This is a genomic window from Enterococcus sp. DIV0561, from assembly GCF_050539875.1.
GTDB classification, from domain to species: domain Bacteria; phylum Bacillota; class Bacilli; order Lactobacillales; family Enterococcaceae; genus Enterococcus; species Enterococcus faecalis.
Genome location: NZ_CP172927.1, coordinates 19,148 through 34,877, shown reverse-complemented (window position 1 = coordinate 34,877; position 15,730 = coordinate 19,148). Strand labels below are relative to the sequence as shown.

The 15,730-nt window shown below is 38.1% G+C and carries 14 protein-coding genes; 1 reads left to right on the top strand and 13 read right to left on the bottom strand.

Translation table 11 applies throughout. The features are described 5' to 3' along the window. Window positions 1–7: 7 nt before the first annotated feature. The 5 genes from mprF to IGM13_RS00125 form a co-directional block, all read right to left on the bottom strand. Window positions 8–2,599, bottom strand: coding sequence for a bifunctional lysylphosphatidylglycerol flippase/synthetase MprF (mprF, locus tag IGM13_RS00145; RefSeq protein WP_002383508.1), 2,592 nt, complete (start codon window positions 2,597–2,599; stop codon window positions 8–10). Window positions 2,600–2,787: 188 nt separating this feature from the next. Then, on the bottom strand, window positions 2,788–3,168 hold the full coding sequence (locus IGM13_RS00140) for a RidA family protein (RefSeq protein ID WP_010816227.1): 381 nt from the start codon (window positions 3,166–3,168) through the stop codon (window positions 2,788–2,790). A gap of 99 nt (window positions 3,169–3,267) precedes the next feature. Then, complete coding sequence (locus IGM13_RS00135) at window positions 3,268–4,482, bottom strand: MalY/PatB family protein (protein ID WP_002419446.1); 1,215 nt, start codon at window positions 4,480–4,482, stop codon at window positions 3,268–3,270. A 14-nt stretch (window positions 4,483–4,496) separates the two neighbouring features. Next, window positions 4,497–6,065: a maltose/glucose-specific PTS transporter subunit IIBC gene (gene malX, locus IGM13_RS00130; RefSeq protein WP_002378674.1), complete on the bottom strand. Its 1,569-nt coding sequence runs from the start codon at window positions 6,063–6,065 to the stop codon at window positions 4,497–4,499. Window positions 6,066–6,213: 148 nt separating this feature from the next. Further along, on the bottom strand, window positions 6,214–6,984 hold the full coding sequence (locus IGM13_RS00125) for a MurR/RpiR family transcriptional regulator (RefSeq protein ID WP_010714969.1): 771 nt from the start codon (window positions 6,982–6,984) through the stop codon (window positions 6,214–6,216). Between the two features lie 197 nt (window positions 6,985–7,181). On the opposite strand from IGM13_RS00125, the gene IGM13_RS00120 reads away from it, so the two are divergent. After that, the gene (locus IGM13_RS00120; RefSeq protein ID WP_002383512.1) at window positions 7,182–7,385 is read left to right on the top strand and encodes a hypothetical protein; all 204 of its coding nucleotides are present in this window, start codon (window positions 7,182–7,184) and stop codon (window positions 7,383–7,385) included. A gap of 46 nt (window positions 7,386–7,431) precedes the next feature. Here IGM13_RS00120 and IGM13_RS00115 read toward each other — a convergent pair whose 3' ends face one another. The 8 genes from IGM13_RS00115 to IGM13_RS00080 all read right to left on the bottom strand — a co-directional run bounded on the left by IGM13_RS00115 (window position 7,432) and on the right by IGM13_RS00080 (window position 15,479). Further along, window positions 7,432–7,959, bottom strand: coding sequence for an HdeD family acid-resistance protein (locus IGM13_RS00115; RefSeq protein WP_002383513.1), 528 nt, complete (start codon window positions 7,957–7,959; stop codon window positions 7,432–7,434). A gap of 266 nt (window positions 7,960–8,225) precedes the next feature. Continuing rightward, a complete protein-coding gene (locus IGM13_RS00110; RefSeq protein ID WP_002356033.1) occupies window positions 8,226–8,603 on the bottom strand; it encodes a DUF956 family protein in 378 nt (125 codons plus the stop codon). Between the two features lie 15 nt (window positions 8,604–8,618). Next, window positions 8,619–8,819 carry a hypothetical protein gene (locus IGM13_RS00105; RefSeq protein WP_002416878.1) on the bottom strand — a complete coding sequence of 67 codons (201 nt, stop codon included), beginning with the start codon at window positions 8,817–8,819 and terminating at the stop codon, window positions 8,619–8,621. 60 nt (window positions 8,820–8,879) lie between these two features. Beyond that, window positions 8,880–9,791: a PTS system mannose/fructose/sorbose family transporter subunit IID gene (locus IGM13_RS00100; RefSeq protein ID WP_002356032.1), complete on the bottom strand. Its 912-nt coding sequence runs from the start codon at window positions 9,789–9,791 to the stop codon at window positions 8,880–8,882. Window positions 9,792–9,813: 22 nt separating this feature from the next. Beyond that, window positions 9,814–10,617, bottom strand: a complete 804-nt coding sequence (locus IGM13_RS00095) for a PTS mannose/fructose/sorbose transporter subunit IIC (protein WP_002356031.1) — start codon at window positions 10,615–10,617, stop codon at window positions 9,814–9,816. Between the two features lie 34 nt (window positions 10,618–10,651). Continuing rightward, complete coding sequence (locus tag IGM13_RS00090; protein ID WP_002356030.1) at window positions 10,652–11,644, bottom strand: mannose/fructose/sorbose PTS transporter subunit IIA; 993 nt, start codon at window positions 11,642–11,644, stop codon at window positions 10,652–10,654. A 234-nt stretch (window positions 11,645–11,878) separates the two neighbouring features. Further along, window positions 11,879–12,391 carry a mannose/fructose/sorbose PTS transporter subunit IIB gene (locus tag IGM13_RS00085; RefSeq protein ID WP_002385473.1) on the bottom strand — a complete coding sequence of 171 codons (513 nt, stop codon included), beginning with the start codon at window positions 12,389–12,391 and terminating at the stop codon, window positions 11,879–11,881. Between the two features lie 202 nt (window positions 12,392–12,593). After that, entirely contained in the window at window positions 12,594–15,479 is a 2,886-nt protein-coding gene (locus IGM13_RS00080) for a sigma 54-interacting transcriptional regulator (RefSeq protein ID WP_002419447.1), read from the bottom strand. Between the last annotated feature and the right edge of the window lie 251 nt (window positions 15,480–15,730).

Sequence of the window (15,730 nt, the reverse complement as noted above, 5' to 3'; positions counted from 1 at the left end):
GATTTTTTTAAATTTCAGTCATTGCTTCTTCCACAAGCGAAACACTTTGATGTCTTCCTTTCGTAATCAACAAGGAAAGTTGCACAAAAGCAAAGAGTACACTGGTCCGCTTAGGATAAGCAAAATAACGTGGTTGCCAACTAGTGACATATTGTTCTTTGCGCTTGCGTGTATCTTGAAACGCATAAATTTGATAACTATACTTGTAAAAAATATTAACAAAGCGTTCTTTTAAAAAAGAGTACTTGCTCTCCCCTACGTTAGCCAACGGCGCCATCCCAATATCAATTAATTGATAGCCCTGCTGTTGATAGGTTTCAATAAAATGAGTGAACAAATATTCTCTAGTAAAAGCAGGTGCTTCTGAACGAATACGTAACAAATCATACGAAATACTTTTGCCTTTTTCCATTTCTTTTCCCGTAATAAAACCGATGACCGTTTGTTTCTGTCTCACCAAGCCCACACTACTGCATTTCAAGTACTCGGGATCCAACCGTCCACCAATAAAGTAGCGCTCTTTTTGATTCCGTGACCAGTCCGCAGAAACTCGTTCTAACTCTTGATATAAGGCATCACTAATCGTTTCGGGATAAAATTCAAACTGAAAATCCGCTGCTTCTGCTGCTATTTTTTCAGTCACTGTTTCCGTCCAGGCTGTTTGATTCACTGTTGACGGCTCATCAAATTGAATCAAGCCTTCTTCCCCAACTTTCATAAATTCAAAGCCGCAATCGTGAAGATTCATAACATATTCTTCCGAGATACGATAAAAAACTAATTGATAACCTAACAAATCAGCTTGATCCATAAACGCCAGTGTCGCCGCTGTCCATTTCTCTCGGTGCCCAATTGGATCCGCCAAGACAAAGCATTTATTAAACTTCATTTGAAACCCAAAAAGTACTTGATCTTCGCCTTCTTCTTGGTAGTAAAAATGACCATAATCCTTTAAATACAAAAATTGACTGCCTTCGTTGCCACCAAATTTTTCCAAAAAGCGTGTCAACCGCGCTTCTTCAAACCCCTCACCTAAAGTAACAGTTGTTTCGGCTAAATATTGATACAAAAAGAATAAACCAATCAAGGAAATACTTAAACCAATCAATCCGTTAAACCAAACATCATCTGACGGAAACAACAAAAAGTGATTGATAACTTGATTGCCACCAGCTGGTCGTGCGGCGTAATAGCCAGCAACCGCATAACCGATAAACAAGCAGCCAAACAAAATACTATCTACCGTTAAAGCGCCCCATGAATAAACAAACTTTTCACGATAAAATTCTTTACGAGCCAAAATAACCGCCAATAAAATAACGGCATAAACAGCAATTAACTGCCACGAAGTCGTTCGTGCCACCGTATTTACAATACAAAATCCTAGTAAAATAATTGTAGGCCAATAAGCTTTTTTCACTTTCATAGAAATGCCTCGAGCTAAACCTAATAACAAGAATCCTACAAATAAATTCAATGTTTGATCTAAAAAATTAAAAGAAAAGGGAAGTAACACTTGGAATAAACGACTGACATTCGACAAATTCGTCACAGTCGATAATAGAACCATCATAATTCCTGCAAAATATAACGCCGCCACCAAAATAAAATGCGCCACTTTTTGTGAAAATAACCGAGGTAAATTATCAAAAAATTGATTAACTTTCATGCCTGCTTGTTGCAAGAACAAAATAACTCCTGTCATAAAAGGCGTCACATAATAGAACAAACGATAATACAACAACCAGACGACCGCTTGTGATCGATCAATCCCTAATTGTGATAAGCCCAAAATCATTAAGACATCAAACGTTCCCATACCACCAGGAACCATAGTTAACATCCCAATCAACGTAGCGATAACAAACATTGGGTAAACAGAAACCATCGAAACTGGCACCTGCATCAAGCGACCTATCATCAAGAAAGCAAACATCCCACCTAGCCATTGACCTAATGAAGCGCCGAATAAAAGGAGCACCGCTTTTGGAAAAAATGTTTTAAACAATGTTCGCCGTTTTAAATACGTGAAAAACCAGAGCGCGGGCGCAATCAGGCTGCCCAATAATAACCAAACCCAATATTCACGAAAAACATTTTGGGTTCGAATAAAAAATAAATCAACAAACGCCACAAAAGATAAAATAGATAACCCTGAAATCAAGAACAGAGCAACTTTTGAGACCGTTGCTACAACCTTGCCCCGCGGTACATCTTTTCCGTAAAAATTAATCCGTAGCGTTGCCCCAACCACGCCGCCAAAACCCGCTAAGTTATTAATGGTATTAGTGACCCAAGCCGAAGTTAACCAATCCATTCGTTTCATTGGTGGCTTACCTTCTTTTTCCAATAATTTAACGACTACATAGTCATAAAGGAGCATTGGAATAACCCCTAACAGTCCTGCCAAGACCATACCAATTAAACGTCCCGTACTTTGTTGTTCCATCGTGGAAAAAATATCCGCCCAGGTCATGCCTTGAGCGATATGTGTCACTTGGTTAGCCACGAAAACTAATACAGAACCAAGAAAAATTAGTTTCAATAATAAACTGTGTTCTTTCAACCACTGCGTTAGTTGGCTAATATTTTTTTTCATCATAGCCTCTTTCATATCTCTTTTCTATTCATTTAACTTTCGTTTTATCGATTTTCTTCCATGGTAGCCTATTTGCTGAAAATTTTCCAGCACGGCTAGACATTTTGGCTGAATCGTATTGTTTTATTGAAAAAAAAGAGTGAAAAAAAATCTAAGACGATTTTTTCTCACTCTTTTAACTGTATTTTTTACGCCACTACTTCTGCGATAATCTCAATCTCCACCAACACATCCATCGGTAATTTAGAGATTTCAATCGTTGTGCGTGCAGGATATTCCGCACTAAAATACTCAGCATAGACTTCATTGAATGCCGTGAAATCCGCCATATTTTGTAAATAGCATGTCGTTTTGACTACATGAGCAAAATCACTACCAGCTTCTATTAAAATCCCTTGAATATTTTTCAGTACTTGATTGGTTTGTTCTTTAATCGTTGTACCAACCACCTTGCCTGTTTCAGGATCCAGTGGAATCTGACCAGAAGTAATCAATAAACCATTCACAATTTTTGCTTGTGAATATGGCCCAATTGCTTGTGGTGCTTGCTTTGTTTTAATTGTTCTCATTTCTTTTCCCCCAGTAAATGACAAGTTGTTACTTTTTGTTATTTTATTTGTTTCTATTTTTCCATTGTACTGCAACCATTTTCGGAATGCTATCTTTTCTCAATTATTCCCAAGCGCTGATGTTGTGCCATCCTTTTGTAAAACAGCTTCAAAACATTGGCGCATCCTTTCAAGTCCCTCGTGTAGTTTTGCTTGCGAACAGCCAATATTTAACCGTAAAAATCGCTGTCCATTACCGCCATAAATTGAGCCGTCCATAATGGCGACTTTCCCCACAGAAACTAAAGCCTCTTGTAAGCGGGCCACATCTGGAACTGCCGCTGAGACGTCCAACCACATTAAGTAAGTGGCTTCCAGCTCCGTCACTTTAATTTTTGGCAAATATGTCTGTAAAAAATCTTTCACGTAACGTTGGTTCTCCGCTAAATAATCATTCAACTCGTCAACCCAAGTACCACATTTTTGATAGGCCGTCATGGTTGCTAGCATTCCCAAAATACTTGTTGATGATAAACCATCGGCATTTTTTAATTTGAGCTGAAAAGCGTCACGTAATTCGTTATCTGGAATTAGGGCGTAAGCAAAAATCAGCCCTGGAAAATTAAAGGTTTTCGTGCCACTGGTAATAATGGCAGATTTTTTATAACCAAATTGCGTAATTGGTCGATGAACTTGGCCTTTATTAACGATATCCATATGAATTTCATCAGAAAGTAAAAACACATCATACTGTTGGCACAATGAAACCATTCGCTCTAATTCCCATTGCTCCCAAACACGTCCTGTTGGATTATGCGGAGAACATAAAAGCAAACAGCGATTTTCTGGTTGCGCTAGTTTTTTTTCTAAATCAATAAAATCAATGCTGTAGCGCTTCTCTTGATAAAGCAGTTCATTTGCCACTACTTGCCGCTTATTTTCCTGAATAACTTTAAAAAATGCATCATACGCAGGTGTTTGTAAAATAATGCCCTCCCCTTCATTAGTTAATAATTGGATCAACGCAGAAATCCCATAGATAACGGTCGGGGTATACATAATCCAGTGTTCTTCAATCTTCGTCTGGAATCTTGTCTGGTACCACGTTTGAATTGCTTCTTTTAATTGTGGATGGTTCCACCTCGTATAGCCAAATACGGGATGTTTCAAACGCTCCTGTAATGTTGCCAGAACTGCCTCTGGCACAGCAAAATCCGTATCGGAAATAGTGAAGGGAAGCAAGTCCGCTTCCCCAAATCGATCTTCTACAAAATCCCACTGTGTACAATACGTTCCTCGTCGATCAATTGCTTTATCAAACGACACACTCTTCACCTTCTGTCTTTTTTCTAACCTAAAATCATCTCTAATTGATTACGGACCGTTGTCACTTTGGTTCCGATAATCACTTGCACATTCTGCGCATCTAAATGCACGACGCCTAAAGCCCCTAATTGCTTTAATTTGTCATCATCTACTTTATTAGCATCTGCTAACACTAAACGTAAACGCGTAATGCAATTATCAATAGCTTGAATATTCTCTTGCCCACCCAAAGCCGCTAAAATCCCAGGCGCATCATAGCCACCCGTTTTCTTATATTGAACTTCTTGATCGGTATATTCAGTCTCATCTAAGACCTTGTCTCGTCCAGGTGTTTTTAAATCAAAGGTTACAATGACTGTTTTAAAGACGAAATAATAAACAACAAACCAGATAGCGCCGACAATGAGAACCCACCACCATTTTGTATAAGTTCCTTGTAACAAGCCAAAAATAACAAAGTCCAGTAGCCCGCCATCAGTGTTTCCAATCACAACACCCAATAAAGCCATTACCATGAAACCTAGACCAGTCATAATGACATGAAACAGCCATAATAATGGACTAATAAATAAGAATAAAAATTCAATTGGTTCTGTAATGCCAGTGATAGCCGTAGCAATTACACCTGAAAGGAGTAAGCCTTTAATCTTATGTCGATTCGCCGGAGCTGCAGTATGATACATCGCAAGCGCCGCCGCTGGTAAGCCAAAAATAAAGGTCGGCATTTTCCCTTGTGACAAGAAAGCTGTTGCGCTTGGTGAAATCGGTAAATTATTTTGCAATTCTGCATAGAAAATATTTAACGCACCAAACACTTCTTTGCCAGCCACCACCGCTGAACCCCCTGCTTCAGTAAAACGAATCATGGAAACCAAAATATGATGCAACCCAAACGGCAACAGTAGACGTTCCCCTGACCCAAACAGAAAAGGCCCAAAAATACCAGAACGTTGGATAAGTTGGCCAATCGCCATAATCATTAGCGCGAAAAGTGGCCAAACTAACGGAATGACTAAGCCCACGAAGGCCATCACTAATGAAGTAATAATTGGCACAAACCGTGCGCCAGAAAAGAAGGCAAAACTATCTGGTAGTTGCACCGTATAAAATCGATTATGCAACTTATAGACAATAAGCCCCGCGATAATTCCACCGAGAACGCCCATTTCAATCGTTTGAATCCCAAAAACCATTCCTTGGCCAGCTTCCCGCAACTGTTCAGGATCCACGAGGCGATTCGTCTGCACTAAATAGAAATTAATCGCTAAATTCATCACCGTATAGCCTACGAAACCTGAAAACGCAGCAATTCCTTTTTCTTTCCGAACTAACCCCAACGGAATGGCCATTGCAAACATGACAGGTAAATAGGCAAACGCAAAACCACCAATTGTCGACATAAATTGGAAAATAATTTTTACTGCGGGCTTTCCTAAAAATGGGATCGTTTCAATCATAGATTCACTGGAAAAAGAACTTCCTAATCCCAACAAAATCCCCATAAAAGCTAATAAAGCCACTGGTAACATAAACGTTTTGCCTAATCCTTGGAAAAACTCCCAGAAAGTCGCTTTCTTTTTCTTTACTGCCATTTCTTAACTCCTCCATTCATTCTTTACAAAACTAAAAATGATTGCGTTTACATTCATTGCCCTCATTATAACTAGCCCAAAACAAAGAAAAAAGAGGCTACACTTTTTCTGTATCCCCTTACATCATTTAGTATGGTGTTGCATAAAATTACCGCGGCTGCTTTGCCTCTGCGTACATTAATAAAACCGTATCGAACAAACAAATGACAGCAATTCTTGAACTTAAATCCACGCGCTGATGATAACGTGTCGTCCCTTTGGCAAATAACGTCGTCGTCGACAATTTTTCCAAGGTGCTTCCTTTAGTCGAAATCAAACTAATCATCGGCACTTGCTGTTCCTGCGCTACACGTGCATACGCTAAAATCCCCTTAGTTTCTCCTGTATAACTGACAAAAATGGCTAAATCCTGTCCATCCAGATTCTTAACTGCTGCCGCTTGTTCATCCCAATCAGATCGTGCATAGGCTTTTTTTCCTAAAAATGTTAGCTTTCGTGCAAAATCAGTACAAATAGGAAAACTGCCACCAACACCGAACACTTCAATCGTATTCGCGCACTCAATCATTTTTAGCATTTCCGCGACTTTGGCTTCATCCATCTGTTGAAAACTATCTTGCACGTTGGCGATCAATTGTTGCGTAATGGCTTGAAAACTACGACTATCGCTTTCTGTGCTCTCGCTCTGCACCGATTGGACGATCGCATATTTTAATTCTTGGAAGCCTCGATAACCTAAGTGTTTGGCTGTCCGAGAAATAGTGGCTGTTGAAACAAACAACGCCTGCGCCACCTCATAAATGGTTTGTGAACTAATTTCCGTCATATGCGTCAAAATATAATCCAGTACTTGATTTTCAATTTTACTTAAATCATTTCGTTTCTTTTCTAACAAAGCGATTAATCCCTCAGTCGTCATCCAATCCCTCACTTTAAATCCTTTTTTATAATTATACACCAGAATATTCTGATTATTTCAATCAGAAAGTCCAAAATAACCAACAGCGGCTCCATCATTCGCCAGAGAAAAAAATCAGCCTTCCGATGGAGGTGCTTGTTGCGCATTCTTGCTATACTCTGTATATAGAAAACAGGAAAAATTTGGAGGTAGTACGTATGAATAATCAACGACCAATGTTTATAAATATTCTTTTAGTGGTCCTTTTATTTTTAGTTGTCGGTTCACTCTTTAGTGCCGTTGTCGGTATCGTGGGAAGCTTATTGTGGCTAGCAGTAAAAATTTTAGTTCCCGTAGCGATTATCGTGTGGCTTGTTCGAACAATTTCGGGAAATAATGGTAACTGCCACCGTCGTTATTAAAAAAAAACAGGTTTTCCTTTTCGGAAAACCTGTTTTTTTACTTCTTTTATCTAAAAGCATATACAATATTGCTAATACCAAACATCATAAAGTAAAAGCCAACTAAGAAGCTTAAAGTTAATGCTGAAGACAATGGATTAAATAATAACATTACACCTAAGATAATCCCTAAAACGTCAACAATTAATGTGAACCAGAAGTAACCTGTGCTTACTCGTTTAGCAAAATCTAAAGTAAATAAGCCGAAAATTGAGTCGAATAAAAACCAAATTGCAAAAACAAATGGTAACACAGCGACACCAATATTTAAGTTAAACAATAAGTAAACACCAATTAGGATATCAATAATCCCTAAGATGATTGGTGCATAAGCTTTGTAGCCTAGCAATTCTTTCATACGATTACGTACAAAAATTTCGAAAATCCCTTTAATAATAGCAAAAATCGCAAAAACCATCACAATGGCAATTAAATTACCGGCAGGATTTTGGAAGGAAATTAATGCAGTCAGAACAAATAGAATTCCTAATACTAATGAACCCCAGTCTATTCCATGATGTTGTCGTTGTTCCATGACACTCACTCCTCTATAAAATAATTTATTACACTTATTATGTTACTACTATTTTATATGTTGTCAAATATTTTTTATATTTTATAAAAACTACTCTTACAATAAACATATTTAAAAAAACAAAAAAACATTAATTATCTTTTTTTGTATAAAATTCAGACATTTTTGTATAAATAAAAGTAACATCACCATTGCTTTCCGTCAATTTATCCCACAAAAAAACCGCTACTTTTTCATCTAGTTTATAAAAAAGTAACAGTTATAAATTATTTTTTCTTTTTCCCAATCGAGAGGATCCCTCTTTTTATGACATCAAAGAAACTCAAAGATTGGACCATGTGATCTGGATCAACATATTCACGAATAGCTCGTAACACTCGCTTCGGCTCTTTTGAAGCAAACGTATACGTCCCATTTTTCTTGGTTTGAATCGCATAACGAGGAATCCATTTTCCTTTGAACATTACTGAAGCCAACACGTAATCGACTTCTTCCCACGGAATTTGGATAAACTTACGTGGATCTTTGGCATGGTAAAATTCAAACCCGCGGTCACCTATCATAATTTGTCCATAATCTGTTAATCCTGTAAATGCCGTCGCATCTATAACTAAATCAACTTTTGTGTTTAATGATTGTACCATGTTATCTGCTCCATTTCATTCGACTAATTCCTCTTTATTATACGTTTCTTTCCTGATCGAAACAAACAAAATTACATCTTTGTTTAAAAAAGCGGAAGAAAAGTTTCTCGACTTCTCTTCCGCTTTTTTTGTTCCAGAATCAAAAACTGATAAACGGCGGAAACAGAACCAGCTCCTTCGGAAATAAGCCGAAATTCTCCAAAAATTAAAGAGCAATTTTCGAAAATTTCTTCTTATTTCTCGGAGCTAAACGGTGCTGTCCCGACCTCGTCATTCTTATAATAAGCCGATTAAGTGGCCGACAACGCCGACTACGAATAAACCAAGAATGATAACGATTGGGCTAACTTTTTTCTTCAATAACCACATACATAAGAATGTAAGTAGTAATGGTGCTAGACCTGGAATCAATTGATCTAAGTTATCTTGTAAAGTAGTAACTTTCGTTGGTGAAAGCGCCAAGCCTTGGTTCACTTGTTCAAAGGCTTTATGCATTCCTTCACCGCCAGCAGGAAGTTTATCCCACTCGATATAAGCACCTTTGTCTAACTTAACTTGTGAAACAATTGGTAAGAACTTAATCGATACCCAACGTTGAACTAATGCGGCCAGTACGAACATCCCTAAAATAGAAGCACCTTTTGTAATATCTTGTAGTAAACCACCTGAAAGGTCATCAGTAATTTTAGAACCTGCTTTGTAACCAAACTCTTGTGTATACCACATGAATGACCAACGAATTAAGTTCCAAGCAACGAAGAATAAGATTGGGCCTAAGATGTTACCACCCATTGCTAAGGAAGCACCTAAAGCGCCTAACATTGGACGAACAGTAAACCAGAAAACTGGGTCACCGACACCGGCTAAAGGACCCATCATCCCAACTTTAACCCCTTGAATCGCTACGTCATCAACTGGTGCGCCATTGGCACGTTCTTCTTCCAAAGCTAATGTTACACCAAGAATTGGTGAGGCAATGTATGGGTGTGTATTAAAGAACTCTAAGTGACGTTTTAACGCCGCTGAACGTTCTTCTTTCGTTTTATATAATTTTTTGATTGCTGGAATCATTGAGAATGCCCAGCCGCCGTTTTGCATACGTTCATAGTTCCAAGAACCTTGGATAAATGTTGAACGCCAAGCTACAGCTAAACGATCTTTTTTAGTTAATTGAATTTTTTCTGCCATTTTCTTTGCTCCTCCTTCAGAATTAGTAGTCGTTTAAAATATCGCCTAATGGGTCGCCAGAGTTGCCTCCGCCATTTGAGTTAGAAGAACCGCCCATTTTAGATAAGTTCAAGTAAATAAGAGCTAAAGCGACACCTAAAGCACCTAATGCGATTAATGTTAATTGAGAAATCGCTGCGACTACGAAACCGATAATGAAGAATGGCCATACTTCTTTTGTTGCCATCATGTTGATTACTAATGCATAACCTACGGCAACGACCATACCACCACCGATAGCCATACCATCAGTTAACCAAGCTGGCATTGATTCTAAGAAATTACGAACAGTGTCAGCAGGAATGAATAGTAAAGCACCTGCTGGAATCGCAATACGAATACCTTGTAAACATACAGCGAAAATGTGTAACATTTCAACTTGTTTAATGTTGCCTTTTTCAGCAGCCGCGTCCATCATGTGAACGATTGGAACCGCAACTGTCCGAACGATCATTGTTAAGAACAAACCTGCAACCGCTAAAGGAACTGCGATGGCAATCGCTGAAGGAACACCTTTAACACCTTGGCCACCTAAAACTAAAATAATTGCTGAGGCAACAGATGCTAAAGCGGCATCCGGTGCAACGGCAGCCCCGATGTTCGCCCAACCTAACGCGATCATTTGTAAAGTACCACCTAAAACAATTCCGGCTTCTAAATTACCAGTAACTAATCCGATTAATGTACATGCTACTAACGGTTGGTGGAATTGGAACTCATCCAAAATCCCTTCCATACCAGCTAGAAAGGCAACGAGTAAAACTAAAATAATTGATATAACAGACATGATAAGCCTCCTATTTTGATTTGTATTTGGCGAGTTACGCGTTTGCTAACTCATTTTTTGCTTTTTTCAAAATTTCGTCCATATTCGCTTTTGAATCATTTGGCACTTTACGCACATCAAATTTGATGCCTTTGGCTTTTAATTCATCAAACGTATCAACGTCTTCTTGACCCATTGATAATACTTTGCTTACAACGACTTTTCCAACAGAGTGAGCCATTGAACCAACGTTTACTTCTGGGATTTCTACGCCGCCTTCAACCACTTTTAAGACGTCTTCAGGATTTTCAAATAATAATAATGCTTTTGTATTGCCAAAACGTGGATCTTTCGCTACTTCAATCATTTTACTGATTGGAATAACATTGGCTTTTACTCCTGGAGGAGCTGCTTGTTCGATTAATTTCTTACGTAAGTCATCTTTTGCAACGGCATCAGAAACAACAATAATTCTGTTTGGTTGTGTTGCTTTTGTCCAAGCTGTTGCTACTTGACCATGTAATAAACGTGAATCAATACGTGCTAGCACAAATTTAATTTTGCCATCGCCAACAACTGTACCTGGTGGTAACGAACCTTTTGGCTGTGCATCTTCTGTCGCAGCAGCTTTTGGTGCTTCTGCTGGTTGTAACTCTTCTGGTTTAACTTTGACACCATCTTTTGCTGTTTCAAGAATGTGTGTCGCAATTTCTTGTGCTGATTCCATAGAGAAACGAGAAGCATATGCTTCAATAACCATTGGTAAATTCATACCTGCAACGATTGCCCATTTGTCTTTATGATCTTCTAACAATGAGTTCGCTTGGTTAAATGGTGTTCCTCCCCATAGGTCAACTAAAAATAGTACTTCGTCTTGATTGTCAAACGATGCAATGGCTTCTTGCATTTTTGCTTTTACATCATCGGGACCTTCGCTAGGCATTAACGTAACTGCTTTTACATTTTCTTGTTCGCCAAAGATCATTGCACCAGATTGCAAGATCCCTTCAGCAAATTCACCGTGACTTGCTAGGATAATTCCTACCATTTTTATACCTCCTGTATAATTGATGTTTTTTTTCATGGTTGTACTGCTAAACGCTTTCACTTTTTGAAAAAAATCAGATAAATCAGATTCTGACAAAAATAAATGAAAAAATTTCAATAGTTCTTGATTTTTTTCAACATCAGCACTTGCCTTTATCAATACAGTTCATGAAGCAATGATGTTGGTCCTAGGCCACCACATCCTTTCAATGTCTTTCGTCTGTAAAAATAAACGTCAGCTGGCGTTATTTTCTTTGCTACGCTCTTTTTTCAGTAAATCCATCAAATTCACTTGGCTGTCTGCTGCGACTTTTCGAATTTCCAATTCAATACCTTGTTCATTTAAAAACAGAAATGCTTTTAAATCGTTGGCATCCACTGCAACTGCATTCGTAATCATTCGCTTGCCTGTGCTGAAACTCATTCCGCCAATATTCACAGAAGTTAGTTGTACACCGCCTTCGACCACTCGTTTCACGTCCAAAGGATTAGTGAATAACAACATGGCTCGAAACGAATCAAAACGAGGATCAGGGTAAACATCAATCATTTTTTGAACAGTGATGACATTTACTTTGACACCAGGTGGAGCAGCTTGAACCAACAAGGCTTTTCTCAAATTGTCATGAGCAACGGAATCACTAACCACTAAAATGCGATTAATGTTCGTCAATTTTGCCCAAACAGTTGCTACTTGGCCATGAATTAATCGATCATCAATTCGAGCTAAACGAATATCCATTACCATCGGGAATGCTCCTTTAAATTCATTTTTAAAGGTTAGGACCTTTGTCTTTTTACTTAAAAATTTTAGGTAAAAAGGGACACCTTATTATAAGCAAGTTTCGTGCCAACTTTAGTGTATCGGTTCGAAACCTAGAAAATTATAGGTTTTTTTAAGAAAATCAAAAAATAGATACACTAATAAATAGTGTATCTATTTTTCTGTATTAATCTAGTGTATCAATTTCGGTGATTTTATCTTCGATACACTGGGCATTTTTGACTAACTGTGCGATAAAATAAATTTCTTCTGCTGGAACATCCATATTAAGAGCTTCTTCCATAGTCTCAATTGAGGCCACAATCACTGGATAAATTGGCTCTTGAACCAATTGACCAAGTTCCTTTTCTGAAACCGTCAGTGTATCATTCCGTAAAATACGCTCCAACATGCCCGATGTGTGCATAATCAAATTGATGTAAAATGTGTACTCTTCTGGCATCGCTAATTGGGTTTGGATATTTTTAGCGAATGACCACAACAGATCAATGATTTTTTTTCCATTAATAAAAGTGAAACTTTGCTCCATATATTTGAGACAAATTTCTTTTGCTGCCGCTTCGTCCAACGGCTTATTCATTACTTCTTCTTTCCGCTCTGCTAGTAATTGCTGAATAATTTTTTCTGCTTCACCGGAAAAGAAATTTTCCATGGAAATATAAGGTACTCCAATTTTGGGATTGGTAATCCCAGTTGTCGCAATAATTTCATAGTCTTCTTGAATTTTAGGCAAGACTTCTTTCATATTTACAATGGACAAAGGAATCACTTCTAAATGCCAGTCTATTTGTGGCAAGACAGCTTCCTCAATAAGCTCTTTCATTCGGCGCGCAGTTCCTTCTCCAGAAGCGCAGATAGCAATAATTGCTCTTGTTTTCCAATTTTCAATGATTTGTTTCGTTTCACTTTGGCGAATATCGGCATAGCCATGAAAGTTTTTTAAGGACTCGTGAAGTGTTTCCAATTGTGTATCAATTAATGCGGTTTTGCGGGCCGCTTCAAGCACAATTGGCGTGGTCACCATGTCTACTGTCCGCACATCAATGCCTGTCTGGCGTACAATTTCTTCTGAAAACGTACTTAATGAACCCATATCCACCAATAATAGTACGCCATTCTCTTCATTCACTTCACCAACTGCTTCAACGATTTTACGCAAAGCTTCTTTCGGTGGCATATCTAACGGCATATCCACAGCCTTCAAATTATCAACATTTAACAATTGAGAAACCACTTGTACCATACTGCTAGCGGTACTATTTCCGTGCGCAGCCACGACAATGCCAATCCGGCCAGCCTCAGGATTTTCTCTTAAAGAAATGAGCAAAACAGCTAAATAGTAACTTTCAGATTCAGGAATCTCCATCTGATAACTACTTTCAATAATATTTTTAATTTCTTTCGCTATTTCAAACTCTGTTGGATAATCTAAAACCATATTTCGAATACTTTCATTTAAAGGATGCTTAGGATCTTTGCCTAATTGGATGCGTTTCAAGAAAGAACTAATGTGTAAACTCATTGCATAAATAAAGTTGGGTTGAAACGAATACGATAACCGCTTCGCTGCAAAATTATAAATTTTCTTAGTGACATCAATAATTCGTTGGTCAACAATTTCAGCCAATTTATTTTCTGTATCAAAGGTGAATCCATAATCTTTGTAGAAAGATTTTAAATGAACATTGATATCCGTTGTAATAAAATTATTAATTAGTTCTTGGTCCAAGCCGTCTGCTTTTAAGAGAGCCGCTTTATCTCCAATAATCTCATATAGATTGTAAGGCAATTCATAGGCATCTGACTGAATAGCTACTAAAGATTCATTTGGTGATACCACTAATTGCGGTTCCAGATATTTCGATAACTCCGACAATACTTCTCGATTACTGGCAAGTTGCATAATGCCTTCTTTAATATTGTCCGTTAATTCGTCCATCGTAATCATTAATTCCTCTTGTTCCATCTGATTAAGGAACCCTCGCGCAGTCACAAGTTGCACATTCGATTTTAGCTGACCGACATTTCCATAAGAAACACTTCCGATTAACGCTTTGACCACATCTTCTGACAAAGAGATTCGCCGTTGAATCCGCGCTGCTTCCATTGAAACCATCACTTTTAGGAGGTCAATTTTTTCTTTCGCAGGACGGTCACTAAAGTTCGGTAATTGAATGATAATCGGAATGCGTCGCACAAAAGTATTCAATAAAGAAGAAGTAGGATTCTCCGTCGTAGCACAAATAATCCGAACATCCGCATGATGTGATTTCACTGTTTCACCTAAACGCGCGTACACGCCGTGATCCATAAAATAAAAAATCATTTCTTGTCCTTCGGGTGGTAACCGATGTACTTCATCTAAAAACAGAATGCTGCCATCTGCTTCATCAATAATCCCTTCTTTCGCTTTCGTAGCGCCTGTGAAGGCCCCTTCTACATACCCAAATAAATGCGACATCAAAAGTTCTGGATTATGCGCATAGTCTGCACAGTTAAACACCACAAACTCTTTTTCTTTGGCCACAATTTGGTTCAGCTTCGCAAATTGAAACATGGCATGAGCAAAATAAGTTTTCCCAGAACCTGTTGGTCCAGTAATTAAACAATTCAAGCCTTTTGGCGGATATAAAATCGCTGCTTTGGCTTGTTCCACCGGCGTTTTCATGCTTCCAGCTGAACCGATAATTTTTTTGAAAATATCTTCAACTTCTGGGGTTTTACTTGTCGTGACTACTGGTTCAACCAATGGTTCGATAAAAGTTTTTGTGGAGTGATCCATTGATTTTTCCCGATAACTTTTAACTGGCTTGGTTAATGGTCGATGCTGAAACGCCACCTGCGCGACATATTTTACTGGTCGACCAGATAATTTTTTCAAGCGCCCTTCACGAACGAGTTGATTCAAATCTTTACTAGCATTGGTCCTCTGAATGTTTAAACGTTCTGAAATTTCTTGTGTCGTGACTCCCGCATCACTTGTTAAGGTCATTGGTGTTAAATTCTTCGTTTGCTCTTTAACATATTGATAGATTTTTTCAATCCGCTTCATTTTTGATGGCTCCTTTAATCGATACACTAATTAATTTACATGATACAGTGTATCATTAAAAAAATACACTAAAAACCCTTTCATGAAAAAATTTTCTGTTTCACATGAAACATTTTAAAATAACGCCTTTTTTTCTATAAAAAACCCACCTTTTTATTCGTTTCTGTAAAAAGATTGAAACTCCTTGAAAAAAGGTTCTGTAGCCGATATAATGCAGAGAGGTTCAAGAATATATTAAAAGCGAGGAAAAC